This window comes from Promicromonospora sp. NPDC050262 (assembly GCF_040655935.1).
In the GTDB taxonomy this organism is placed as follows: domain Bacteria; phylum Actinomycetota; class Actinomycetes; order Actinomycetales; family Cellulomonadaceae; genus Promicromonospora.
In genome coordinates this window covers 1-25,164 of the sequence record NZ_JBFAKX010000034.1, presented here as the reverse complement: position 1 = coordinate 25,164, position 25,164 = coordinate 1, and the positions used below count along the sequence as shown (strand labels likewise).

Sequence of the window (25,164 nt, the reverse complement as noted above, 5' to 3'; positions counted from 1 at the left end):
TCGGCGCCGCCGACGCGGCGTGCGTCGCCCGTGCGGTTCGCGTCCACGAGCTCGTCGTGGGCGCGGCGCACGGTCGCCAGGGCGTCGTCGTTCCCCGTCACCGTCCGCACCTCGGTCAGCCGGTCAGCGCAGGTCGGCGCGGATCGCGGCGCGCACTCGTGCCGAGCGCGAACCCACGCGGTTGGTGGCGCCGGTGCGGTAGGCCCGGGCCTGCTGGTCGACGTGCACGCCGGCCGCTCCCGACCGGGCGTGCTCGGCGCGCTCCCGCACGGCCTCGGCCGGGAGCGCGTGCTTGTGCCGGGCGCGGTTCTTCTTGTTGCTGCTCACGCGTCTCACCTCCGTCCGGTGCGTCAGCGACGCCCGACCGTAGCGGCCGGACACCTACGCGGTCAGCGGATTTTCGCCGTGGGATGTTCCCGCTGGTCAGCAGCAGGTCGCGGGATCGGCATACTTGCGCGGATGACCACCGCAGCACAGCACCCGGTCCGCCACGTCGACATCCACCACGCACCCGTCCGGCACGACGACGACGTCGCGCCCACAGGCACCGCGCCCACCGGCACGCCCACGCCCGCCACGCTCGCCGACACCAGCCGCCTGCGCCTCGCCTACCGCGAGGCCGGTGACCCGTCCGCCCCGGTGCTGCTCCTGCTGCACGCCCTCGGGGAGAGCTCGCTGTCCTGGGAGCCCCTGCTCGACGACCTCGCGGCGCTCGGCTACCGGGTCCTGGCCCCCGACGCGCGGGGCCACGGCGAGAGCGACCGGCCCGGGCAGTACTCGTACGAGCTGATGACGGCCGACACCCTCGCGTTCTGTGCCGCGCTCGGCGTGACCGCCCCGGGCGGCCTCGCGATCGTCGGGCACTCGATGGGCGCCGTCACCGCCGCCCTGGTCACCGCCGCCCTGAACGCCACCACGCCGGTCACCGCCCAGCCGGCCCCGGCCCCCGTCACCCGGCTCGTCCTCGAGGACGCCACCCCGCCCCGCACCGGCGGGCCGCGGTTCGAGCCGTTCGACGAGCCGGACCACCCCGTCCCGTTCGACTGGCCGCTCGTCAACGCGCTGCGCGCCCAGCGCGGCGACCCCGACCCGGCCTGGTGGGACGACGCGCTGGGGATCGAGGCGCCGGTGCTCGTCGTCGCGGGCGGTCCCACGAGCAACGTGGACCAGGCGGACCTCGCGGAGTTCGCCGGCAGCGTGGCCCACGGCAGGCTCGTGGAGATCCGCGTGGGCCACATGGTGCACGACGAGGCCCCGGACGAGTTCCTCGCGGTGGTGACCGACTTCCTGCGGCGGTAGCCGCGCCGCAGGCGGCAGCCACACCGCACGCGGTAGCCGCGCCGCCACCGCGCGTTCATCCGGCGGCCGTGCGGCGCTCACCTGGGCGAAGACCTCGGACAACACACTGAGCCGACCCTTCCCCGGACACGTCAGGAACCAGTCATGTCCTCATCCAGGTGGCGCCCAGCACCACACCGAGCGGCGCTCGCGGCGGGGGTGGTGACGCTCCTCGCGCTCACCCCCGCCGTCACGCTGTCCGCGGCGGCCCAGCCCGCAGCCGAGCAGGCACCGGCCCAGCAGGCGACAGCACACCCCCGCGAACTCTCGCCCGTCGACGCCGTCGACCCCTTCATCGGCACCGAGCTCGACACCACGGAGAACAAGAGCAACGACGCCTACGGGAACACGTTCCCGGGCGCGACGGCGCCGTTCGGCCTGGTGCAGTCCAGCCCCACGACCTACCGCGAGGGCAGCAACGGCGAGAAGGGCGGGTACGAATACACCGCCGACCGGATCCGCGGCTTCGGCATGACCCGCATCTCGGGCACCGGCTGCACCGACAACTACGGCGGCTTCGACTTCCCGGTCCTGCCCTTCACGGGCGCCCTGCCCGAGGGCGTACTGCCGACCGACCCGGCGGCGAACATCCGCGACTACTACCTGCCGTTCAGCCACGACGACGAGCGCGCCGAGCCCGGGTTCTACGAGGTCACCACCGGCAACGACGTGACCACGCAGCTCACCGCGACCGAGCGCACCGCCGTCAGCCGCTTCGAGTTCCCGAGGGACGCCGACGGCGCCACCCTGCTGCTCGACGTCGCCGGCTCGAACAACTCGATCCGGGCCAGCGAGGTCACGATCGACGCGAAGCGCCGCACCGTGACCGGCACGGTCACGGCGGGCGCCGTCTGCAACCAGGGCACCTTCTACACGGTCCACTTCTCCGCGACGTTCGACCAGCCGATCCGCAGCCACGGCGTGTGGGACGACGGCCGGGTCACGCCGGGCCAGGACCACGCCGTCGGCACCGACACGAAGCACGGGACGGGGGCCTACCTCGGCTTCGAGCCGGGCAGCACCGTGACGGCCCGCATCGGCCTGAGCTACACGAGCGTCGAGAACGCCGCGCTCAACCGCGTCACCGAGGTGCGGCACAAGAGCTTCGACGCCGTCCGCGTGGGCGCTCGCAACGCCTGGCGCGACGCGCTGGGCACCATCGACGTCTCCGGCGGCGACGGCCCCGACGATGGCTCGGACACCGACGCCGAGCGCACCAAGCTCTACACGGCGCTCTACCACGTGCTGCAGCAGCCGAACGTCTTCGAGGACGTCAACGGGCAGTACGTGGGCTACGACGGCGAGGTGCGCCGCGTGGAGAAGGGCCGGCACCTCTACGTGAACTTCGCCGGCTGGGACTTCTACCGCGGCCACGCCCAGCTCCTGGCGATGACGTTCCCGAAGGTCGCGGAGGACATCGCCCAGTCGCTCGTGCTCATGGCTCAGCAGACCGGCACCTGGTACGACGGCCCGACCTACAACCTGGTGCAGGCCCGCATGGCCGCCGACTCGCTGCCGATCGCGCTGGCCGCGATGGACGACTTCGGCGCAAAAGACTACGACCGCGAGGCCGCGTTGGCCTCCCTGCTGGAGACCCAGTCGCTGCCGGGCGACGCCAGCACCCGTCCGGACGCCTACCAGTACCTCGCCACGGGCATGATCGAGAACCGCAAGGGCGGCTTCGCCACGGCCCGCGTGCTGGAGTACTCGATCGAGGACTTCGCCATCGCGCAGCTCGCCGAGCGCCTCGGCGACGACGAGGCGCACGATGCGCTCATGGTCCGCGCCCAGTCGTGGCAGAACGTCTTCGACCCGGTGACGCGGCACATCCGCCCGCGCGAGCGCACGGGCTTCGACCGGTCCTTCGACCTGCGCGTGCGGGACGACGCAGCGGGCCGCGGTCAGTTCAACCAGTCCACCGGCTACCAGTACGGCTGGATGGTGCCGCACAACGTCGGCACGCTCGTCACCAAGCGGGGCGGGGCGGAGGCCGCCGAGCAGGCGCTCGACGTGCTCATGGAAGATCTCGACGCCGGCGCGTACACGCAGACCGGCAACTATCTCAGCAACGAGCCGTCCTTCAGCTCCCCGTGGGTCTACAACTGGCTCGGCAAGCCGCACAAGACCACGGACGTGCTGCACCGCGCCGTCGACGAGCTGTACGACACGACGCCGACGGGCCTGCCGGGCAACGACGACCAGGGTGGGCTGAGCGCCTGGTACGTCTGGGCCAACCTGGGCATCTACCCCGTGGTCTACGGCACCGCGGACCTGGTGGTGAGCGCCCCGCTGTGGGAGCGCATCACGATCGACGCCGCCGACAGCCGCCGGGACTACGAGATCGTGGCGCCGGGCGCGAGCAGCGAGCGCCGGTACACGACCGGCCTGCGGGTGAACGGTCGCGCGCAGAGCGCCTCCTGGATCGACTCGTCGTTCGCCCGCACGGGCGGCACGCTGCGGTTCAGCATGTCCACGACCCCCGGCACGTGGGGCGCCGGCGCGGACGACGTCCCGCCGTCGTACACGGAGGGGATGGACGGCCGGAACAATGTGGGCACCACCCACGACGGCCGCGGGAACCTGGGGTCGATCGACCTGAGCGACTGGTCGCTGTCGCGCGAGGGCCTGGCCGCGGCTGGCGCCGCGCCGGGGGCGCGCCTGCCCCTGCGCGTGGACGGCGCGGACACCGGCGTCGCCTTCGCCTGGCCCGACGCCGGCGTGGGCGAGCCGGACAACTGGATCGTCGCCGGTCAGCGCGTCGACCTGGAGGACGCGCCGGCGTCGGCGGTCTCGTTCCTCGGGCTGGCCACGAACGGTCCCGCACGCGGTACGGCATACGTCGAGTACACGGACGGCACGCGCCAGCCGGTCGAGGTCGAGCTGACCGACTGGGCGGCGGGACCCTCGGCGGGCAACACCACCGTGGTCGAGGTGGCGGGCCGCAACAACCGCAACGGCACGTCGGGCACGGGCACCTTCCGCGTGTTCGCGACGCGGCCCGTGGCGCTGGACCCGGACAAGACCGTGGACGCCGTGGTGCTGCCTGCCTCGACGGACCGCGGGATCATGCACGTCTTCGACGTCGCGACGGCCCCGGTGCCGGCCGGGACGCCGGCCGGGACGCCGGCCGGCTGAACCCACCATGCACCTGCTGCCAGGGCCAGGCCGGTTCTGGCAGCAGGTGCGTGCTCGTCTCCGCCCGCACAGCGGGGCGCTGGCTAGCTGTGCTGACCGCGCGCGACCAGGCTCGCGCGGACCGCCGGGTGCAGCATCAACGTGACCCCCGTCAGCACGGACACGATGTGCAGCGCGCGGATCACGGGGAAGAGCGGCGCGACGTCGCCCTCGAAGACGGTGGACCAGGAGGCGCCGTCGGCCAGCGCGGCGGCCATGGGCAGCAGCATCGAGGCCAGCCCCACCACGCCGAGGCCGAGCAGGAGGGCCCACCATGCCCACCGCCGGCCGCGGGCCAGGTACCAGGCGCAGGTCAGCGCGGCGGCGAAGACCAGGCCGCGTGCCACGACCTGGGTCACGAGGGCGTCGTCGGCCCCCTGCTGCGCCACGATCGAGGTGACGGCGACGACGGCCTCGGCGATCCCCGCCGCGACGGCGAGCGCGAACGCGCCGGCCGCGGCGATCCGGAGCGACCGGCCTGTGAGCAACGTGTGCGGTGCGGTTTCGGTCATGTGTCCATGCTGGTCAGCGGGCTTTCGGCGCACCAACCGGCTGTCCTCCGTGCTGCGCCGTGGGTTATCCCCACCCTGGTCGCGTGGGAAGATGCAAAGGTCATGAATTCCCGCTCCCCGCTCCCCCACCTGCGCCGGATGCTGCACGTGGGGCCGTACGGCGGGGAGCTGCCCGTGGCGCTGCGGGCCGCCGCGTCGGTGGCCGTGCCGATGCTGGTGCTGTGGGCGACGGGCCACCTGGAGTGGTCCCTGTACGCGACGTTCGGCGCGTTCACCAGCCTGTTCGGCCGCACGGTGCCGATCCGGCCACGCCTCGTGATGCAGGTCCAGGCGGGGGCCGTGCTGGTCGCGTCGGTGCTGGTCGGCACGCTGATCGCCGTGCTGGCGTCCGCCGTCCCCGGCACGGGGTGGGTGGTGGTGCCCGTCGCCGCACTCTGGGCCACGGGTGTGGCGATCGTGTCGCACCGGCTGCGCTGGCACCCGCCCGGGCCGCTGTTCCCCGTGTTCGCACTGGGCGCCTGCTCCTCCGTGCCGGCCGGGGCGGACCGGCTGCCGGTCGCCCTGGCCGTCGTGGTCGCCGCCGTCCTGTTCGCGCTCGCGCTGACGGCCGCCTTCGCGCGGTTCGAGCCGGGCCCGCTCCCGGCCGTCGCCACCGCCACCGCCACCGCCACCGGTACCGCCACCGGTACAGGCACCGGTACAGGCACCGGTACAGGCACCGGTACAGGCACCGGTACAGGCACCGGTACAGGCACCGGTACAGGCACAGGCACGGCCACGGCCACGGGCCCGGAGTGGACGATCTCGCACTACCTCGTGCGGTACGCCGCCGGCGTGGCCGTCGCGGGCGGGATCGCCACCGCCGTCGGGCACCCCTACTGGGCCATGGTGGCCGCCGTGGTGCCGATGTCGGCGCCGGACGCGGCCGGGGCGCTGATGCGCGCCGCCCAGCGGCTCGCGGGCACGCTGGTGGGCGTGCTGCTCGCGTGGGCGCTGCTGACGGCGGGACCGCCGCCGTTGGTCGTCATCGCGGTCGCCGCGCTGCTGCAGGCCGGCGCCGAGCTGTACGTGGGCCGCAACTACGCCGTCGCGATGCTGTTCATCACGCCGCTCGCCCTGTCCATGACGCACCTCGCGCATCCCGTTCCCGTCGCCGGCCTCGTCAGCGACCGCGCCGTGGACACGCTCGTGGGCGTCGTCGTGGCCGTGGTGATCACGCTCCTGACCCACGAGCGACGGCAGGACGCCGCGGGCTGACGGCGGTCGCGCGTCACCGGTCGTACGGAGCGGTCAGACGTCATCGGGCAGCCGCAGCGGCGCGACGGCGAGGCGGGCCAGCTCACCGATCGCGGCGTCCACCCGCGGCAGGTGCCGCTCCGGCCGCGCAGCGCGGGTCAGCACCACCACACCCACGGGATGCTCGTGCGGGAACCGTGCGACGGCGGCCTCGTGCCGCAGCCGTCCGAGGGTGCCGGTCTTGCCGAGCAGCGCGACGTCGTCGTGCGGGAACCCGCTGCCCACCCGGTGCCGCCACGCTTGGTGGGCCAGCGCGTCCCGCACCAGGTCGTGGGCCGGGCCGGTGCGCGACCACAGGAGGCGCAGCACCTGGCCGACCTGCGCGGCGGTCCCGGCGCTCGCGAACGCCGGGTCGTACTGCGACGTCTCGGCGGCCCGGTCCGGGTCGGCGAGCGCCCGCTGGGCGGCGGCCCAGTCGCCGGTACCGGTGTCGCGCAGCACGGCGCGGGTCTCCTCGGCCGAGCCCTGCCGCACCAGGGTCTCCGGGAGGCCGAGCGCCGCCAGGTGCTCGTGCACGCGTGCGCGGCCCACCAGGGTCAGGAGCGCGTCGCCGCAGGCGTTGTCGGACACCGCGAGCATCAGCCGGACGACGTCGCGCGCGGTCAGCGACACGTCGTCGAGCAGCATCGCCACGCCCGTGGGGCCGGGCATGCGGGAGTCCGCCGGGAGGCGCACGGGCTGGTCCCCGGCGAGGTCGCCGGCCGCCACGAGGTCCGCCCAGACCAGCGCGAGCGGCAGCTTGTAGAGCGAGGCGACCGCGACGGGCTCGGCGTCGTCGAGGGCGACCGTCCCGGGCGGGCCGGTCAGCCGGGTCGCGTGGACCCGGGCCGTGACACCCGCGTCCCGCGCGACCTCCCGGAGCGACGCGACGACGGCGGAGGTGTCGACGGGTGTCATCGGGCCGGTCCCGATCTGAGCGCCCGCTCGATCGCGGCGGCGACCGCGTCGTGGTCCACCTCGGGCCGGCGCTGCGCGGCGTGCGGCACGGCGACCCGCAGCCGCAGCGGCGGGCACGACGGATCGCCGGGCTGCTCCACGGTGGTGGGCACGACGCCGACCGCCGCACCCGCCGCGACCAGCGCCCGGCGCTGTGCGGCGTCCCGCGCCTCGACCACCGCGCCGCTGTGCCCGGCGCGGCGCAGGGCGTCGACGAGCTGGTCGTGCGCGGGCGGCTGGTGGTGGCGGGGCGGGACGGCCACGGGCAGCCGGACCTCCGCGAGGCCGACGCCGGCACCCACGTCGACACCCTCCAGCCGGGTCGGCAGCACGAGCACCGGCCCCGCCGTCAGTCCGTCGAGCACGCCCGGGTGCCGCACGACGGCGACGTCGAGCAGACCGTCCCGCAGCAGGTCGACGAGCTCGACGCTGCCCGCGACCGTGGGCACCACGGCGCCGCCCGCGTTCGCGAGAGCCTTGGGGACGAGGTCGACGCCGACCGCCCGGAGCAGGCCGGGGACGGCGTCCTCCAGGTCGGCGGCGATGCCGAGGCGGACCTGCTCGGGCAGGGCGAGGTCGCGGGCGGCGACGACGAGGTCGTCCGCGGCGTCGAGCAGCTCGCGGGCGGAGGGCAGGAGCCGGCGCCCGGCGGCGGTGATGCGCACGCCGCGCGCGTCGCGGTCGAAGAGCCGCACGCCGAGGTGCCGCTCCAGCCGGAGGATGCCCTGGGACAGCGGCGGCTGGGTCATGCCGAGGTCGGCGGCCGCGTTGCCGAAGTGCCGGGCGTCGGCGACGGCCGCGAAGAAGCCCAGGTGCTTCAGGAGGTCCACGGCCCTGAGCCTAGGCGGGGGCCATATCAAGATCGACTCGGGTCGCGTCGGCAAGACTCTTTGACTCTCGCCCACGGCCTCGCGAAGGGTGTGCCGCATGACGACACCCACCACCTCGAACCGCGGCCTCAGCCGCCGCACCCTGATGACGGGCGCCGGGACCGCGGCCCTGGGCGTGCTCGGCGGTCTCGCCGGTACCGCCGTCCCGGGCGCGGCCCGGGCGTCGGGCGCCGGCACCGCCGCCGCCGTCGTCCCGGGGACCACGGCGGCCCCGGCCGGGTTCGCCACGTTCGCCTGGCTCGGCACCTCGGGCTGGCGCATCCGCACCCCCGCGACCACGGTCCTGCTCGACCCGTACGTCACGCGGTTCGACACCGGCCTGGCGGCCGGGACGTTCCGCGCCACCACCCGGCTGCGGGTCGACGCCGCCGCGCTCGACGCCGCACTCGGCGCGGCGGGGACGAAGGAGGGCGCCGTCGACTCCGTCCTGGTGACGCACACCCACTGGGACCACTTCGCCGACGTGCCCCACCTGGCCCGCACCCGCGGGGCCACCGTGCTCACCACGCTGACCGGGTACCACCTCGCGCTGGCCATGGGCGTGCCCCGGGAACAGCTCGCGGTGGTGCGCGGCGGCGAGGAGATGCACCTGGGCGACCTGGTGCTGCGCGTCGTGCCCTCGCTGCACAGCCGCACGGCGTCCGGCGGGCTGCTGTTCCCCGGCGTGCACACGCGGGTCCCGGCGCGGCCCCGCACGATCGCCGACCTGCCGGAGGGCGACACCCTGTCGTACCTGCTGCGCTCGCCGCAGGGCCGGTCCGTGCTGCTGCTCGGCGGCAGCGACTACGACGACCGGGCGCTGCACGGCCTGCGCGTCGACACGGTGGCGCTGCCCGTGCCGAGCACGGACGTGACCGCCGACTACGCGGGCCGTCTGCTCGCGGCGCTGGACGGCGTCGAGCAGGTCGTCCTGGTGCACTGGGACGACTTCGAGTCACCCCTGACCAACCCGCCGCGCGCCGACGAGCGCACGCGGGGCCGGATGCTGGACCTCACCGAGCGGATCGGGCGGCTCTCGCCCGGAACGCGCGTGGTGGTCCCGGAGTACGGCACGCCGCTGGACCTGCTGTGACGGCTCGCTGAGGCCTCACGGCCGGGTTCGCACCACCGCGCCACCCGCGTCCCGGCCGTCGAGCAGCTCCCGCACCACCGGCCCGATCACCGACGCCATGTGCGCGTAGCCCTCCGGCCCCGGGTGCAGGCCGTCGTCCAGCAGGTGCGCGTGCTCGGGCCCGAGCACCGCCCGCCCGTCGAGCAGGTGCAGGTCCGGGTCGCCGTGCGCGGCCAGGAGGCCGACCGCGTCGGCCACCTGGTCGCGCACCTGCGCGAGCGTCAGGCCCGCGCGACCCACGGCGTCCTCCCGCCGCGGCGAGGCGACCGGCGAGACCACCAGCACGGGCACGCCGGGGTGCCCGTCGCGGAGCGTGCTCAGGAACCCGAGCAGCGCCGGGAGCAGCGAGCGCGCGCTGAACGTGCCCGCACCGTAGACGTTGATGCCGAGGCAGGCCACGACGACGTCGGCGGGCAGGTCGCGCAGCACACGCGCGACCATCGGGTCGAGGTGCGCCTCCCCCGCGAACCCCAGGCACGTCAGGTCCAGGCCGAGCCCGCGCGCCACGCGCGCGGGCCAGGTGCGGGTCGGGGACGCCGCCTGCCGGCACTGCGTCAGCGAGCTGCCGTACGTCACGAGCCGGGGCCGGGCGGGCCCGCCGGCCGGCCACACCCGCGCCCCGTCGTCGACGGCGAGGCCCTGCAGCCGGAACGTCCCGAACTGCGGCAGCCACACCTCGACCCGCTTGTCTCCGGGCGGCAGCTCCACCGCGAAGCCCCCGTCCGGCCCGACCGGCACGGACGCGACGACGTCGCCGTCCGGTCCGGCGCCGTCCATCACCACGTCGAGCGGCACCTCGACCCCCTGGACCGCGGCGAGTCCCGCGAGCGTCCGGGCGTCGGTGCCGAGCACCAGCCGCACGCCCGCGGGCATGGCTGCGCGCGAGCGCAGGGCACCGCCGGGGAACAACCCGATCCGGTCGTGCGGCAGCCGCCAGGCCCGCGACCAGCCCGGCGCGTGCTCGACCGAGACGGCACCCGCCCAGGTCAGGACGTCGTCGTCCGCCCGGATCTCGCGCATCCCGCCCTCGTTCCGTCGACCGGGTGAATACAGGGGTATCGGCCAGGATTTCCTTGACGGCCCGTTGCCCGGATCCATAGTGTTGCGTCGCACGACTTTAATACGTATTAAAGTCGGCTACCCGGCAATGGCGCCGGCTACCCGAGGAGTCCGCGATGACCCAACGTCGGCGTCCCACCCAGGTGGACATCGCGCGGGCTGCCGGCGTCTCGCAGGCGACGGTATCCCTGGTGGTCAGCGGCGGCCAGGCCAGCGGGCAGGTCGCCGAGCAGACCCGCCGGGCGGTGCTCGACGCTGCGGCGCGGCTCGGTTACACCGTCAACACCGCCGCGCGCAGCCTCAAGGGCGGCCGCAACCGCATGCTCGGCCTCTACACGTTCGAGCCCGTCTTCCCCGTGGACCAGCGCGACTTCTACTTCCCGTTCCTCCTGGACGTCGAGGAGGCCACGGCCGCGTTCGGGTACGACCTGCTGCTGTTCAGCTCCGTGGGCACGGGCGAGCGCCGCATCTACTCCGGCGGCATCAACCGGCTCAAGGTCGCCGACGGCTGCGTGCTGCTGGGCCGGCACATCGACCGCGCGGACCTCGCCGACCTGGTCCGCGAGGACTTCCCGTTCGTGTTCGTCGGACGGCGCGAGCTGCCCGGCGCAGAACTGTCCTACGTGGCCCCGGACTACGTGGGCGCCACCCGCGACATGGTGCGCCGCCTGGCCGATGCCGGGCACCGCCGTCTCGCGTACCTGCGGCCCGCCGACCACCAGGAGCCCACGCGCGACCGCGAGGCGGGGTTCCGCGCGGGCCTGGCCGACGCCGGGCTGCCCGACCAGCCGGTCCACGAGATGCCGGACGACGCCGCCACCACGGCCACGCTGCTGACCGACCTGCTGCAGCGGTGGCGGGCCGACGGCGTGACCGCGCTGCTGGTCGAGCCGAGCGAGGACGACCAGACCGTCGCCGCCCTGGAGCGCGTCGCCGCCACGGCGGGGCTGCGCATCCCGGAGGACCTCTCGGTCGCCCTGCTGGGCGACCCCGCCCCGAGCGGCGCGCCGAGCACCGCATCGGGTAGCACACCGGGCACCGCCACAACCCCGTCCGGCCGCGACTGGACCCGCTTCACGCTCCCCCGCGAGGACATGGGCCGCGCGGCGGTGCGCCTCCTGCTGGAGATCCTGGACGCCGACGACGGCCCGCGCCAGCTGTCCGTCGCGTGCACGCCGGTCGACGGCGACTCGGTGGGGAGCCCGCGATGATGCTCGCGTTCCTGCTGCGGCGCCTCGCCGTCGGGCTGTTCGCCATCTGGGGCGTGCTCACCGCGGTCTTCCTCGTCGTGCGCCTGGCGCCGGGCGACCAGGCCACGGTCGCCCTGGGCCCGGACGCCGCCCCCGAGCAGATCGCGGAGCTGCGGCACACGCTGGGCCTGGACCAGCCGCTGCTCGTCCAGTACCTGTCGTTCCTGGGCGACGCCGTGCGCGGCGACTTCGGCGAGTCGTACCGGTACGGCCGACCGGCCATGGACGCGGTGCTCGAACGGTTCCCCGCGACCGTCACGCTCACGCTGGCTGCCACGCTCGTCGCGGTCACCGTCGGCATCGTGCTCGGCGTGCTGGCCGGGCACCGGCCCGGCAGCCTCGTGGACCGCGCCACCTCCACGGTCACGCTGGGACTGCAGGCGCTGCCGCCGTTCTGGGTGGGCATCATGCTCATCCTCGTGCTCGCGCTGTGGCTGCGGCTCCTGCCGAGCGCCGGCGGCGGGGACCTGGAACACCTCGTGCTGCCCGCGGTCACCCTCGCCATCCCCTTCACGGCGCTGGTGGGGCGGATCACGCGCAGCGGCGTGGCCGAGACCATGTCCGAGCCGTTCGTGCGCACCGCGCGGTCCAAGGGCCTGACCGAGCGTGAGGTGCTGACCGGGCACGTCCTGAAGAACTCGCTGGTCCCGGTGGTCACCGTCGTCGGCCTCCAGGTCGGCACGCTGCTGGGCGGCGCCGTCGTCATCGAGACCGTGTTCGCCTGGCCCGGGCTCGGCAACCTCCTGGTCGGCGCGGTCGGCAACCGCGACTACGCGGTGGTGCAGGCCGCCACGGTGCTGATCGCCGTCTGCGTCGTCGTGCTCAACCTGGCCGCCGACCTCGCCTACGCCCGCCTCGACCCGCGCATCCGGCTGGAGGCCCGCCGATGAGACGCGCGGGTTCGGTCGGCGCCTGGGTCGTCCACGGGATCATCGGCGTCTACGTGCTCGCCGCCGTCGTCGGGCCGTACCTCGTGCCGTACGACCCGGTGGCCACCGTCGTCACGGAACGGCTGCTGCCGCCCGGCTCGGCCACGGCGGCCGGCACCGCCTGGCTGGGCACGGACGGCGTAGGCCGCGACGTGCTGGCGCAGGTGGTGCACGGGGCGCGCACGTCCCTGACCATCGGCGTGGTCGTGGTGGCGCTGTGCTCCGTGGTGGGCGTGGCGCTCGGCGCCGTGGCCGGCTACGCGGGCGGGTTCGCCGACGTCGCCGTGGCCCGCACCGTCGACGTGCTCATGGCGTTCCCCGGCATCCTGCTGGCCATCGTGATCGCGGGCCTCCTAGACCGCGGCACGGGTGTGGTGATCATCGCGCTGTGCGTGGCGGGCTGGATCGGGTTCGCCCGGCTGTCGCGCAGCGTCGCCCTGTCCGTCCGCGAGCGCGACTGGGTCGACGCCGCCCGGATCATGGGCGTGCGCACCCGGGTGATCCTCGGCCGGCACGTGGTGCCGTTCCTGGCGGGGCCCGTGGTCGCACTCGCCACGATGGAGCTCGCCTCCGTCGTCCTGTCCGAGGCGGCCCTCAGCTTCCTGGGCCTCGGCCTTCCCCCGCACGTCGCGTCCTGGGGCCAGAGCATCGCGAGCGGCAAGGAGTACCTCGCCACCGCGTGGTGGATCTCGGCCTTCCCCGGCATCGCGCTCACCGTCCTGGTCGTCTGCATCGGCCTGGTCGGCGACCGTCTCACCAGACGTTTCGCCCAGCCCTGACCTTCGCCCAGCCCTGACAACGCCGCACCGGCGCTGCACCGTGTACGACCACCCGAGTACACCCATCCCGTAGATCCACCCGGCACACCCCTCCGGAAGGAACGAGCGATGAAGCTCAGCACCCGGCGCGCCGTACCCGCCCTCGCCCTCACCCTCACGCTCCTGGCCACGGCGGCCTGCGGCGGCTCCGACGGCGGGGACGACCCCGGCGGGGACGCTGCGGGCGGCACGCTCACCGCGGCCGGCCCCATCCCCATCGAGAACCTGGACCCGCACGGCCCGTCCAGCATGGACGCGGGCACGCAGCTCGCGGCCCGCGCCCTCTTCAGCCAGCTCGTGGTCAGCACCGGCCCCGGCGAGTTCACGGGCGACCTGGCCACCGGGTGGGAGCCCAACGACGACACCAGCCGGTGGACGTTCACGCTGCGCGACGGCGTGGAGTTCTCCGACGGCGAGCCGGTCGACGCCGACGCCGTGGTCGCCTCCTTCGAGCGCGTGCTGGAGCTGCAGGGTCCGCTGGCCGGCAACTTCGTGGACTACCAGGTGGAGGCGCCCGACGAGGCCACCGTCGTGTTCGACGCCGGCAAGCCGGACGCGTCTTTCGTCGCGAAGATCTCGTCGTTCTTCGTCACCCCGCCCGACGTCGACGAGGCGTTCTTCCAGGACCCGGTGGGCTCCGGGCCGTTCGTCGTGGAGTCGTTCGAGCCGGGTCAGGCGCTGCGGATGACGCCGAACCCGACCTACTGGGACGGTCCCCCGGCGCTGGAGGAGCTGGTCTTCCAGTCGATCCCCGAGGTCTCGGCCCGCATGACGGCACTCCAGACCGGCGAGGTCGACGTCACGTGGGCCATGCCCGACGACCAGATCCCCGCCCTGCAGGGCGACACGTCGATCACGGTCGAGAGCGTGGACAGCCCGGGCGTGCTGACCATGTGGATGAACAGCGCCGAGGAGACCCTGCAGGAGGCAGCGGTGCGGCGGGCGCTGTGGCAGGCGGTCGACTTCGGGGAGATCACCGCGTCGCTGTTCCCGGAGACGGGCTCCGCGGCCGACTCCGTGGTCAGCCCCGTGGTGCTGGGCTACGCGCCGCAGGAGCCGGTCACCTACGACCCCGAGGCCGCCAAGGCGGCCCTGGACGACGCCGGCTTCGACTACGACACGACGCTGCGCATGCAGTTCTCGCAGCCGCAGTTCCGCCAGCTCGCGCAGGCCGTGGCCTCGGACCTGGCGGAGATCGGCGTACAGGTCGAGCCGCTGGAGAAGGAGCAGGCGGTGTTCCTGGAGGACCTGCTGGCCCTGAAGTGGGACATCAACATCCAGCAGATCGGCTCGCAGGGGTATGACGCCGCCACGAACCTGGGGCGGCTGTACCCGTGCGCCGCGGGCCGCACCGGCTACTGCAACGAGGACCTCGACGAGCTGCTGGCCGCAGCGGAGGCGACCAGCGACACCGCCGAGCGGGAGGACCTGTACGCGCAGGCCACGCAGATCGTCTGGGACGACGCCGTGGGCATGTACCCGATGTTCGTGGGCATGCCGTACGCGTGGCGCTCGGGCGTCGAGGGCTTCGTGCCGGCGTCGGACAGCCTGCCGTACTTCACGCGCGTGACGAACTCCGAGAGCTGACGGGCACGCGGGGCTGACCGCGGGAGGGAGCACAATGGCAGACCAGTCCGTCGCGGTGGTGACCGCCGATCGGCGCACCACCCCGATGCTCGAGGTGACCGGGCTCGGCGTCGCCCTGCCCGCGGGCGCGGTGGTCGACCGGGTCTCGTTCACCGTCCGGGCCGGGCGCACCACCGGCCTGATCGGCGAGTCCGGCAGCGGCAAGACGATGACGGCGATGGCCGTCGTGGGGCTGCTGCCGGAGGCCGCCGTCGCCTCCGGCCAGGTGCGGTGGAAGTCCCAGGACCTCCTGACCGCGCCCGAGCGCCGGCGGCGGCAGGTGCGCGGCCGCGAGATCGGCGTCGTGTTCCAGGACCCGTCCGCCGCACTCAACCCCATCCAGACCGTGGGGCGCCAGGTGGGCGAGATCCTGCGCCGCGACGGCCTGGCCCGCGCCGAGGTCCGGGCACGCGTTCTGGAGCTGCTGGCGCGCGTGGGCCTGCCCGAGCCGGAGCGGCAGGCGGGCTCGTACCCGCACGAGCTGTCGGGCGGCATGCGCCAGCGCGTCATGATCGCCGTCGCGCTGGCCGGGCGGCCCGAGCTGGTCATCGCCGACGAGCCGACCACCGCGCTCGACGTCACCACCCAGGCGCGGATCCTGGCGCTGCTCGCCGACCTGCGCGACCGCGAGGGCCTGGCCATGATCCTGGTCAGCCACGACCTGCGGGTGATGGCGCACGTCGCCGACGAGGTGGTGGTGATGTACGCGGGCCGGGTCTGCGAGCAGGGACCGGCGCGCGCCGTGCTGGACCGCCCGTACCACCCCTACACCCGGGCGCTCGCGGGCAACGTCCCCGCGGTGACCAGCCGGACGGCGATCGCCGAGCCGCTCCCGGGCGCCCCCGCCAGCCCGTTCGACCGGCCGTCCGGGTGCCCGTTCCACCCCCGCTGCCCGATGGCGCGGGCGCGGTGCGCCACGGAGGTCCCGGCGCTGCGTGAGGTCGACGCGGGCGAGATCGACGCGGGCGGCGCCGCCCCGGACGGCGCCACCCCGGGCGAGCCAGCGCCCCGCCGGCTCAGCGCCTGCCACTTCGCCGAGGAGGTCGGCCCGTGAGCGTGCTCGAGATCCGCGGCCTGCGCGTCACGTTCGCCGGCCCGCGCCGGTCGGTCCGCGAGCCCCGCACCACGGTGCGGGCGGTCGACGGGGTGGACCTGGACGTGGGCGCGCGGCAGACCGTGGCGCTGGTCGGCGAGTCGGGTTCGGGCAAGTCGACGGTGGCGCGGTGCGTGCTGGGCCTGGTCGCGCCGCAGGAGGGCAGCATCACGTTCGAGGGGCGGCCCCTGGGGCCGGTGCGGCGGCGGTCGCCGGGGCTGCACCGGGCGGTGCAGATGGTGTTCCAGGACCCGGGGTCGTCGCTGAACCCGCGCATGACGGTGGGCGCGATCGTGCGCGAGGCGTGGCGGGCGCACCCGTCGGTGGCGCCGGCCGGGGACCGCCGGGAGGCGCTGGCGCGGGTGCTGGCCGACGTCGGGCTGGACCCGGGGGTGGCCGACCGGCGGCCGTCCGCGCTGTCGGGCGGGCAGAAGCAGCGGGTGGGCATCGCGCGGGCGCTGGCTCTGCGCCCGCGGCTGCTGGTGTGCGACGAGGCGGTCTCGGCGCTGGACGCGTCGGTGCAGTCGCAGATCCTGCGGCTGCTGGTGGACCTGCGCGACGAGCACGACCTGTCGGTCCTGTTCATCACCCACGACCTCGCGGTGGTGCGGCAGATCGCCGACCGGGTGGCCGTCATGCACCGCGGGGTGCTGGTCGAGGACACGTCGGCGGAAGACCTGTTCACCACACCGGCGCACCCCTACACCCAGGCCCTCCTCCAGGCCGCCCGAACTTTGGAGGGTGCAGCATGACGGTCCCGCGCCCGGCTCAGTTGAGTGCTGGATATTCGCCCTCTCGGAACGATTCGAAAGGGCACATATCCAGCACTCAACGGGTGGGCGGGCGGGAGGTGGGGGCAGACGTGCTCGTTGTCGGCGGTGGCGCGGGCGGGGTGGCCGCCGCGCTGGCCGCGCTGCGGCGCGGCCGCTCGGTGGTGCTGACCGAGGAGACGGACTGGCTGGGCGGGCAGCTCAGCGCGCAGGGCGTGCCGCCCGACGAGCACCCGTGGATCGAGCAGTTCGGCTGCACGCGGTCCTACCGGGCGTTCCGGGAGGGGGTGCGGCAGTACTACCGCACGTGGTACCCGCTGACGCCGTCGGCCCGCCGGGTGGTGGACCTCAACCCGGGCCTGGGGCGGGTGAGCCGGCTGTGCTACGAGCCCCGGGTCGCGGCGGCGGTGCTGGACGCCATGGTGGCGCCGTACCTGGCCGCGGGGCGGCTGCGGGTCCTGTTCGGGCACCGCCCGGTGGCGGTGGACTCCGGTCGCGACCGGGTGGAGGCCGTGACGCTGACGGGTCCGGACGGCACTCCGGTGACGGTCACGGCGCCCTACGTGCTGGACGCCACGGAGCTGGGCGACCTGCTGCCGCTGGGCGGCGTCGAGCACGTGACGGGGTTCGAGTCGCGGGACGAGACCGGGGAGCCGAGCGCCCCCGCCGTCGCGCAGCCGGACAACCAGCAGGCCTTCTCGTGGGTGTTCGCCGTGGAGCACCGCGCGGGCGAGGACCACACGGTCGACCGGCCCGAGCAGTACGAGCACTGGCGCGACTACCGGCCGCCGTACTGGCCCGACCGCATGCTCAGCCTCACCGCCCCCGACCCGCGCACCCTTGAGCCGCTGGTGCGCACGTTCGTGCCGCACGCGCCCAGCGGCCCGGTCGTGGCCGACCAGAGTGCCGACCCCGGCGACCGCGACCTGTGGCTGTTCCGCCGCATCGTGGCCCGCGAGCAGTTCGAGGCCGGCTTCGCCGCGAGCGACGTCACGCTCGTCAACTGGCCCATGATCGACTACCTGCCCGGGCCGCTGGTCGGCCCGGCGCACGACCCGGTGCCCGAGGCCGAGCGCGACGAGCACCTGCTGGGCGCCCGGCAGCAGTCGCTGAGCATGCTCTACTGGCTGCAGACCGAGGCGCCCCGGCCCGACGGCGGCACGGGCTGGCCGGGCCTGCGGCTGCGGCCGGACGTGCTGGGCACCCAGGACGGGTTCGCCAAGGCGCCGTACGTGCGCGAGTCGCGCCGCATCCGGGCGCGCACCACCGTGGTGGAGCAGGACCTCTCGCTCGCGGTGCGCGGCGCCGCCGGGGCCGTGGCCTACCCCGACTCCGTGGGCGTGGGCATGTACCGGATCGACCTGCACCCCAGCACCGGCGGGGACAACTACCTGGACGTCCCGTCCAGCCCGTTCCGGATCCCGCTCGGCGCGCTGCTGCCCATGCGGGTGCGCAACCTGCTGGCGGCCGGGAAGAACATCGGCACCACGCACGTCACCAACGGCTGCTACCGCCTGCACCCCGTCGAGTGGAACGCCGGGGAGGCCGCCGGGGCGCTCGCCGCGCACTGCCTGGCCCACGGCGTGGAGCCCGCCCAGGTGCACGCCGACGCCGCGCTGCTCGCCGCGTTCCAGGCCGAGCTCGTCGCCGACGGGTTCGAGCTCGACTGGCCCGAGATCAAGGGGTACTGATGCTGACCGGAACACCGCTCCTGACCGGGGTGACCGTGCCGCTCGTGACGCCCATGGACGTGCGCGGCCGGCCGGCGGCGGCGAGCGCGAGCCGGCTGCTGAACAGCCTGCACGCCCACGGCGTGCGCACCCTGATGCTGTTCGGCAGCAACGGCGAGGGTCCGCTGGTACCCGCCGCCGACGTCGGCCCGTTCACGGCGGAGGTGGTCGCGCGCTGGCACGCGCTCGGGTCGGCGGCGACCCACCGGAACGGCGGGCCGCGCCTGAACGGGCACTACGGCGGACAGCATTCCGACGGGCAGCGCCTCAGCGGGGGCCACGACGGCGGGTTCGTGCTGGTGAACGTGACGGCGGCCGGCACGCACGACGTCCTCGCCCGGGCCGACGCCGCCGCGGCCGCCGGCGCGGACGCCCTGGTGCTCAGCCCGCCCATCTACTTCCACCACCGCGCCGACGAGGTCGTGGCGCACTTCGCGGCCCTGGCCGGCGTCGGCCTGCCCGTCGTGGCCTACAACGCGCCCCGGTACAGCACCCCGATCACGCCGGGCCTGGCCGACGCGCTGGCCGACCTGGACCACGTGGTCGGCATCAAGGACAGCTCCGGTGACCTCGTGCTGCTGCGGCACCTGGTGGGCATCGCGGCGCGCCGGCCGGGCTTCGCCGTCGGGCAGGGCGACGAGACGCAGCTCGCCGCCGCCCTGGATCTCGGCGCGCACGGCATCGTGCCCGGCGTCGGCAACATCGCGCCCCGGGCGACGCTCGCGCTCGTGGCCGCGCACCGCGCGGGCGACACCGCCGAGGTGACCCGTCTGCAGGAGCTGCTGACCGCCCTGGTGGGCCTGCACAAGGTGCGCCCCGGCACCCCCGCGATCAAGGCCGTGCTCGCCCGGCGCGGGCTGTGCCCCCCGCACGTCGCGCCACCCCTGATCGCGTGCGACCCGGGCGAACGGGAGGCGCTGCACGCCTTCCTCGTGCCCTTCGCGGAGCATCTCATCTGAGTGCCCCCACCTGAGTCACCCCCATCTGGGCCGCCCCACGAAGGCCCAGCCCGTAAGGCTCAACGGAAGGAAAGCAACGATGCACCAGCCCGTGACCCGACGGAACATGCTCCGCACCGCCAGCCTGGCCGGTCTCGCCACCGCCGCAGGCGCCGTGTCCGCCCCGCTGTCCGCCCCGCTGTCCGCCGCAGCGTCCCCCACCACCGCGCTGCCGGCCGAGCCCGGCCCGCCCGAGCTCTCGGACCCCGCGCTGGCCACCCTCGACATCTCCGGTGCCACCACCCCGCAGGAGTTCGGCGCACTGGCCGACGGCGTCAACGACGACACCGCCGCGATCCAGGCCGCCATCGACGCGCAGTTCGAGCGCCTCAGCAAGATCGTCTGGTTCCCGCCGGGCACCTACCGCATCACCGCGCCGCTCGTGGTGCGGGACACCGAGTTCACCGAGCCGATGAACCTCAACCGCATCGTGCTGGCCGGCCAGGGCACCATGGGCGTGCGCACGTCGCTGATCCTCGTGGACTTCGACGGCACCGGCCTGGAGATGCACGCGCCGCTGTGCGGCATCCGCGGGCTGTCGTTCATCACCCGGACCCGCACGCCCGGCTCGGTGGCGGTGCGCACGGCCCGCACCAACAACACCGACGACATGGACGCCACCATCACGGAGTGCACCTTCGTGTCGTTCAACCAGGCGGTGGTGCACGTCGGGCGCGGGCTGGTCTTCACGAACAACCTGGTGGCGATCTCCGGGACCGCTCTGACCGTGCAGTGGCCCACCGACGGCACGGGCGGCGGCGACCTGCACCTGCTGCCGTACGGGATGCGCAAGTGGCTCATCGAGGGCAACCACTTCCACAGCATGAACCAGTGCATCGCGACCACCGGCGCGGAGAACGAGAACTTCCGGGGCGCCGTGATCTCGAACAACCTGGTGGACATCGGCCGCCGGTTCTTCGCCGGCGGCATCATCAACTCCACGATCGTCGGCAACGTCGTGGAGCACGCCTCCGGGCCGGCGATCGACATCACCGCGGGCGGCAGCAACCTGACGATCGCGGGCAACGTGATCGGCGGCGGCGGGGTGGAGCCGGGCGGCAACCGGCCCCCGAACGCGATCCTGTTCCGCGGCGTGGACGCGCACAACGTCACCATCAGCGGGAACACGTTCAACTGGATCAACCTCGACCCGGTCGCGTTCGAGCAGTCGGCGTCCGAGATCACGATCTCCGCCAACTCGTTCGACAACTGGAACCTGGAGCGCAGCGTGATCCGGGGCGCGGTACGGATCGCCGGCGACGCCGCCGGGATCTCCGTGATGGGCAACGCGTTCGGCGCCAACACGGTGCCCGCGAACGCGCCCGTGCGGGTGACGGGCACCCTGACCGGCTCCACCGTCAGCGGCAACACCCTGGACGCCGCCGCGCCCGTTCTGCTCGCGGGCACCGTGGGCGAGGGGTGCTACGTGCAGCGGCGCAGCGCGGGGCCCAACGAGCACGAGCTCACCTCGGCGAAGAACGGCGCGTCCGTGGTGCGGGCCACCGCGGCCGACGGGTACGGGGACGGCGACGCCTACGGCAGCTTCCTGGCGGCGTCGGCCCAGGTCGCGGGCGCCGGGCCGGGCGTGAAGGGCGGCGTGCGGGTGGTGCCCGCCGGGGAGGCGGGCGCCGCCGTCGTCGAGCTGGTGGCCGCCACGGCCGAGGCGAACGCGCTGGCCGCCGTCCGCGTCGGGGCCGACGGCGTGGTGCCCACCGCGGACAACGAGCGCGACCTCGGCTCCGCGGAGCTGCGGATGCGGCGGGTCCACGCGCACAGCCTGCAGCTCGTGCCCAACCCCGTGGCCGAGCTGCCCGAACCCGTCGCGGGCGGGCTCGTGATGGTGCCCGACGCTCTGGGGCCGTTCCCCACGCTCGCCGTGTCCGACGGGCGGCGCTGGTACCGGGTGATCGTGGCCGGGTACCTCACCGCCGACGGCGCCACGATCGAGGTGCCGGGCGCCGGGGAGATGTCGTGAGAGGACAGTCGTGAGGGAACAGCCGTGAGGCTCGCCAGCTTCCTGGCCCAGGGCACGGAGCGCTGGGGCGTCGTGCTGCGGGACCCCGGTGTGGCGGACCACGAGTGGCTCGTCGAGCCGGTCCGCGCCGAGGCCGCGCTGGCGGCGCACGCGGCCGTCCCCGCCACCGGCCCGGCCGCGGCTCCGCGCTTCCTCGCGGGGCCGTGGCCGGACACGCTCGTCGGCCTCCTCGCGCTCGACGACGCGGGCCTGGCCGCCCTGTCCCGGCTCGCCGCCGCCGTCGAGCAGCGGGCACGGACCGACGTGACGATCCTGCCGCGCTCGGGGCACCGCGTCGGCGGCCCGGGCGGCACAGGGTCGGGCGGCACAGGGTCGGGTGACGGCGCGGCGGACGACGGCGTCGAGCTGCTCGCGCCGGTCCCGAGGCCGCGCCTGTGCTGGGGGCTGGTGACGAACTCGCCGTCGTTCGTGCGGAACAGGCCCGGCGTGCCGCTGCTCAACCTCTTCCCGCTGGGGCACCAGCGGCCGCAGGGGGCGGTGGTCGGGCACGGCGCGCCCGTCGTCGTGCGGCACGGCCACCACCTGCCCGCCATGGCCTACAACGTGGAGCTGGCCGTGGTGATCGGCCGGGCCGGGCGGGACGTCCCGGTCGAGCGGGCGATGGAGCACGTGGCGGGCTACACCGTGGTGGACGACGTGTCCGGCACCCACTACTTCTCCGCCGTGCCGGGAAACGCCGGCACCGGTTACTCGCTGCCGCCCGGCTACCAGGACTGGCTGTTCCAGGCCACGGCGTCGTGGGGCGGCAAGAAGGCCGACAGCATGTGCCCCATGGGCCCGTACCTCGTCACGAAGGACGAGGTGGGCGACCCCTACGACCTGCTGATGTGGACGCGGCAGTCGGGCCGCACGCGCGACCGCGCGCACAGCGGCGCGACCCTGCTGGGCATCGAGCGGGTGCTCGCCTGGTACTCCTCGTTCGCGTCGCTGCACGTGGGCGACGTGATCCACCTCGGCACCATGGGCGTCGACGGCCTGCCCGTCACCCCCGGCGAGGTCGCCGCCGGCACGCGGCTCGAGGTCGAGATCGAGCGTGTGGGCGCGCTGGCCAACCCGGTGGTGGTGCCCGACGACGGCCCGGGGCCGACGCCGCCCGACCTCACCCGGCACCCCTCGTGGGCCGTGCGCGAGCTCGCCCTGCGCGAGCGCGCCGAGCCCGGCTCGACGGTGCTCAGGGCGCCCGCGGACTGGTCGGTCGCCCGGGCGCGGCACTTCTGGACCGCCTTCGGCAACGCCGCCCCGGCCGGCGCCCCCGACCCGGACGGCCCGGACGGCCCGGACGGCCTGCCGCGGCTCGCCGTGCCCCGCTTCCTGAACGGCCCGGCCTCAGCGCTCTCGGCGGGCAGCACTGCCGGCGTCCCCGCGGGCGACACCGTGCGGGTCCCGGCGCGCGCCACGGACCTGGTCGTCGCGGTCGAGCTGGCGTTGGTGGTGCGCCGCCTGGTCGCCGACGCCCCCGACGGGTCAGGGCTCGACGACCTGGTGCTCGGGTACACGCCCCTGGTCTCGCTGTGCGACCAGTCGTTCTCCGACGCCGTCGCCGAGCCCGCCCGTGCCGGCGAGCGGGGCATCGGCGCCGTCTACGGACGCTGGGCCGACGGCTACAACGTGGTGCTGCCCGCGCCCGGCCCGCTCCTGCCCGTCGGCAACCTCCCCGACCCGGCCGGCTGGTGGGGGCGCGAGACGTGGCTGACGACGGCGGCGGGCACCGTCCGCGGATCGACGGCCGAGTACACCGCAGGACCCGGCGAGCTGCTGGCCACGATCTCCCGCATGATCACGCTGTTCCCGGGCGACGTGGTGACGCTGGGGTCGGCGTCGGCCCGGGTGCGCGTCACGCGCGAGCAGTACGCGGCAGGGCTCGACGTGGCCGCGGGCGTCGAGGGCCTGGGCACGGTCCGCGCCCGGATCGCCCCGGGGGCACCATGACCCGCCGGCCCGACGTGCTGGTCGTCCTCGCCGACGACCTCGGCTTCTCCGACCTCGGCGCGTTCGGCGGCGAGATCGACACCCCCGCCCTGGACCGCCTGGCCCGGCGCGGCGTACGGATGAGCTCCTTCTACGCGACGCCCCGCTGCAGCCCGTCGCGCGCCGCGCTGCTCACCGGCCGCCACGCGCACGACGTCGGCGTCGGCGTGCTCACCAGCGACGACCGCCCGCACGGGTACCGCGGCTCGCCCGACCCCGCGGCGCCGACCCTCGCCGAGCGGCTCCGCGCCGTCGGCTACACGACGGCGCTCGCGGGCAAGTGGCACCTGTCGTCGCGGACGGACCAGCCCGACGAGACCTGGCCCACCCGCCGCGGGTTCGACGAGTTCTACGGCGTGCTGCCCGGCGCGACCAGCTACTACCGGCCGCCGCTGGTCCGGGGCGAGGAGCGGCTGCCGCCGTCCGCCACCGCGGGCGACTACTACCTCACGGACGACCTGACGCGGTACGCGCGCGGGTTCGTGGAGCGGGCGCACCGCGCCGACCGGCCGTGGTTCCTGTATCTCGCGTACACGGCGCCGCACTGGCCGCTGCACGCGCGCGAGGCCGACGTCGCGAGGTACCGCGAGCGCTACCTCGCGGGCTGGGACCGGCTCCGCGAGCGCCGGCTGGCCGCGCAGCACCGCCTCGGCCTGGCCACGGCCGACGGCCTGCCGCCGCGCGACCCGCGCGTGCCGGCGTGGGCGGAGACCTCCGACCGGGAGTGGGAGGCGGAGCGCATGGCGGTCTACGCGGCGCAGGTCGAGGCCATGGACCGGGGCGTGGGCGCGCTGCTGGACCAGCTCGCGGCGCAGGGCACGCTGGACGACACGCTGGTCGTGTTCTGCTCGGACAACGGGGCGTGCGCGGAGGAGCTGCCGCCGCCGTCGGGCCGCCTCGCCCCGGACGTGTCCCCGCCGACGACGCGCGACGGGCGGGCGGTGCGGGTGGGCAACTCCCCCGCCGTCGTCCCGGGGCCGGAGGACTCCTTCGCGAGCTACGGGCGGGCGTGGGCGCACCTGTCGAACACGCCGTTCCGCCTCTACAAGCGGTGGGTGCACGAGGGCGGCATCGCGTCCCCGCTGATCGCGTCGTGGCCCGCGGGCGGCGTGGGCGGTGGGGGCCGGACGGCGGGGCCGGGCCACGTGGTCGACGTCGCGCCGACGGTGCTGCGCGCGGTGGGCGGCGACGCCGACGGCATGGCGGGCGTGAGCATGCTCGACCAGTGGCGAGGCGCGCCGACGCTGGAGCGGCCGCTGTTCTGGGAGCACCTCGGCAACGCCGCGGTGCGGCGCGGCCGGTGGAAGCTGGTGCGGGAGGCGGGGCGGCCCTGGGAGCTGTACGACGTGGGCGTGGACCGCGGCGAGACGCACGACCTCGCGGGCACGCACCCCGACGTCGTCGCGCGGCTGGAGCGCTGCTGGGAGGCGTGGGCGCGGTCGGCGGGGGTGATCGAGTGGGACCGGCTGCTGGCGTACTACCGCGAGCGCGGGCTGGAGAGATCGGTCCTCCCGGACTGACCCGGCCTCGGCGGTCGAAACGAGCAGGCTGGGGCTGAGGTCAGCACTCCGTAGGCGAGGTCGGCAGTTGGCATCGAGGTCGGCACAGGCCTGTGCCGACCTCGATGCCAA

Annotated in this window: 20 protein-coding genes; 15 read left to right on the top strand and 5 right to left on the bottom strand. The window is 74.9% G+C overall.

All coding sequences use genetic code 11. From position 1 onward, the window contains the following. Positions 1-123: 123 nt before the first annotated feature. Entirely contained in the window at positions 124-327 is a 204-nt protein-coding gene (locus AB0I29_RS27030; protein WP_285106080.1) for a hypothetical protein, read from the bottom strand. Between the two features lie 132 nt (positions 328-459). Here AB0I29_RS27030 and AB0I29_RS27025 point away from each other — a divergent pair, with 132 nt between their 5' ends. Both AB0I29_RS27025 and AB0I29_RS27020 read left to right on the top strand, forming a co-directional pair. Next, entirely contained in the window at positions 460-1,299 is an 840-nt protein-coding gene (locus AB0I29_RS27025) for an alpha/beta fold hydrolase (RefSeq protein WP_357487298.1), read from the top strand. Between the two features lie 144 nt (positions 1,300-1,443). Further along, entirely contained in the window at positions 1,444-4,473 is a 3,030-nt protein-coding gene (locus tag AB0I29_RS27020; protein WP_357487296.1) for a GH92 family glycosyl hydrolase, read from the top strand. An 83-nt stretch (positions 4,474-4,556) separates the two neighbouring features. Here AB0I29_RS27020 and AB0I29_RS27015 read toward each other — a convergent pair whose 3' ends face one another. Then, positions 4,557-5,024, bottom strand: coding sequence for a hypothetical protein (locus AB0I29_RS27015; protein WP_357487294.1), 468 nt, complete (start codon positions 5,022-5,024; stop codon positions 4,557-4,559). 102 nt (positions 5,025-5,126) lie between these two features. Here AB0I29_RS27015 and AB0I29_RS27010 point away from each other — a divergent pair, with 102 nt between their 5' ends. Next, positions 5,127-6,281, top strand: a complete 1,155-nt coding sequence (locus AB0I29_RS27010) for an FUSC family protein (RefSeq protein ID WP_357487292.1) — start codon at positions 5,127-5,129, stop codon at positions 6,279-6,281. A 33-nt stretch (positions 6,282-6,314) separates the two neighbouring features. On the opposite strand, the gene AB0I29_RS27005 is transcribed toward AB0I29_RS27010, so the two are convergent. After that, positions 6,315-7,217: a serine hydrolase gene (locus AB0I29_RS27005; protein ID WP_357487290.1), complete on the bottom strand. Its 903-nt coding sequence runs from the start codon at positions 7,215-7,217 to the stop codon at positions 6,315-6,317. After that, positions 7,214-8,086, bottom strand: coding sequence for a LysR family transcriptional regulator (locus AB0I29_RS27000; protein WP_357487288.1), 873 nt, complete (start codon positions 8,084-8,086; stop codon positions 7,214-7,216). Before AB0I29_RS27000 ends, AB0I29_RS27005 begins: the two co-directional genes overlap by 4 nt. 97 nt (positions 8,087-8,183) lie before the next feature. Here AB0I29_RS27000 and AB0I29_RS26995 point away from each other — a divergent pair, with 97 nt between their 5' ends. Beyond that, entirely contained in the window at positions 8,184-9,218 is a 1,035-nt protein-coding gene (locus AB0I29_RS26995) for an MBL fold metallo-hydrolase (protein ID WP_357487286.1), read from the top strand. Between the two features lie 15 nt (positions 9,219-9,233). On the opposite strand, the gene AB0I29_RS26990 is transcribed toward AB0I29_RS26995, so the two are convergent. Next, the gene (locus AB0I29_RS26990; protein WP_357487284.1) at positions 9,234-10,277 is read right to left on the bottom strand and encodes a GDSL-type esterase/lipase family protein; all 1,044 of its coding nucleotides are present in this window, start codon (positions 10,275-10,277) and stop codon (positions 9,234-9,236) included. Positions 10,278-10,432: 155 nt separating this feature from the next. On the opposite strand from AB0I29_RS26990, the gene AB0I29_RS26985 reads away from it, so the two are divergent. The 11 genes from AB0I29_RS26985 to AB0I29_RS26935 all read left to right on the top strand — a co-directional run bounded on the left by AB0I29_RS26985 (position 10,433) and on the right by AB0I29_RS26935 (position 25,053). Beyond that, a complete protein-coding gene (locus AB0I29_RS26985; RefSeq protein ID WP_357487282.1) occupies positions 10,433-11,527 on the top strand; it encodes a LacI family DNA-binding transcriptional regulator in 1,095 nt (364 codons plus the stop codon). Beyond that, positions 11,524-12,456, top strand: a complete 933-nt coding sequence (locus AB0I29_RS26980; protein ID WP_357487280.1) for an ABC transporter permease — start codon at positions 11,524-11,526, stop codon at positions 12,454-12,456. The genes AB0I29_RS26985 and AB0I29_RS26980 overlap by 4 nt, the downstream gene beginning before the upstream one ends. Continuing rightward, positions 12,453-13,274 carry an ABC transporter permease gene (locus AB0I29_RS26975; RefSeq protein WP_357487278.1) on the top strand — a complete coding sequence of 274 codons (822 nt, stop codon included), beginning with the start codon at positions 12,453-12,455 and terminating at the stop codon, positions 13,272-13,274. The genes AB0I29_RS26980 and AB0I29_RS26975 overlap by 4 nt, the downstream gene beginning before the upstream one ends. A 108-nt stretch (positions 13,275-13,382) precedes the next feature. Then, positions 13,383-14,900, top strand: coding sequence for an ABC transporter substrate-binding protein (locus AB0I29_RS26970; protein ID WP_357487275.1), 1,518 nt, complete (start codon positions 13,383-13,385; stop codon positions 14,898-14,900). Between the two features lie 34 nt (positions 14,901-14,934). Further along, the gene (locus AB0I29_RS26965; RefSeq protein ID WP_357487273.1) at positions 14,935-15,993 is read left to right on the top strand and encodes an ABC transporter ATP-binding protein; all 1,059 of its coding nucleotides are present in this window, start codon (positions 14,935-14,937) and stop codon (positions 15,991-15,993) included. Further along, entirely contained in the window at positions 15,990-16,784 is a 795-nt protein-coding gene (locus tag AB0I29_RS26960; protein ID WP_357487271.1) for an ATP-binding cassette domain-containing protein, read from the top strand. Before AB0I29_RS26965 ends, AB0I29_RS26960 begins: the two co-directional genes overlap by 4 nt. A 110-nt stretch (positions 16,785-16,894) precedes the next feature. Continuing rightward, entirely contained in the window at positions 16,895-18,493 is a 1,599-nt protein-coding gene (locus AB0I29_RS26955) for an FAD-dependent oxidoreductase (RefSeq protein ID WP_357487269.1), read from the top strand. Then, on the top strand, positions 18,493-19,491 hold the full coding sequence (locus tag AB0I29_RS26950; protein ID WP_285106108.1) for a dihydrodipicolinate synthase family protein: 999 nt from the start codon (positions 18,493-18,495) through the stop codon (positions 19,489-19,491). Before AB0I29_RS26955 ends, AB0I29_RS26950 begins: the two co-directional genes overlap by 1 nt. Before the next feature lie 79 nt (positions 19,492-19,570). Next, positions 19,571-21,505 (top strand): glycosyl hydrolase family 28-related protein, encoded by a 1,935-nt coding sequence (locus tag AB0I29_RS26945; RefSeq protein ID WP_357487266.1) that lies wholly within the window; start codon positions 19,571-19,573, stop codon positions 21,503-21,505. Positions 21,506-21,529: 24 nt separating this feature from the next. Continuing rightward, positions 21,530-23,494, top strand: coding sequence for a fumarylacetoacetate hydrolase family protein (locus tag AB0I29_RS26940; RefSeq protein WP_357487264.1), 1,965 nt, complete (start codon positions 21,530-21,532; stop codon positions 23,492-23,494). After that, complete coding sequence (locus tag AB0I29_RS26935; protein ID WP_357487262.1) at positions 23,491-25,053, top strand: arylsulfatase; 1,563 nt, start codon at positions 23,491-23,493, stop codon at positions 25,051-25,053. Before AB0I29_RS26940 ends, AB0I29_RS26935 begins: the two co-directional genes overlap by 4 nt. Positions 25,054-25,164 lie beyond the last annotated feature (111 nt).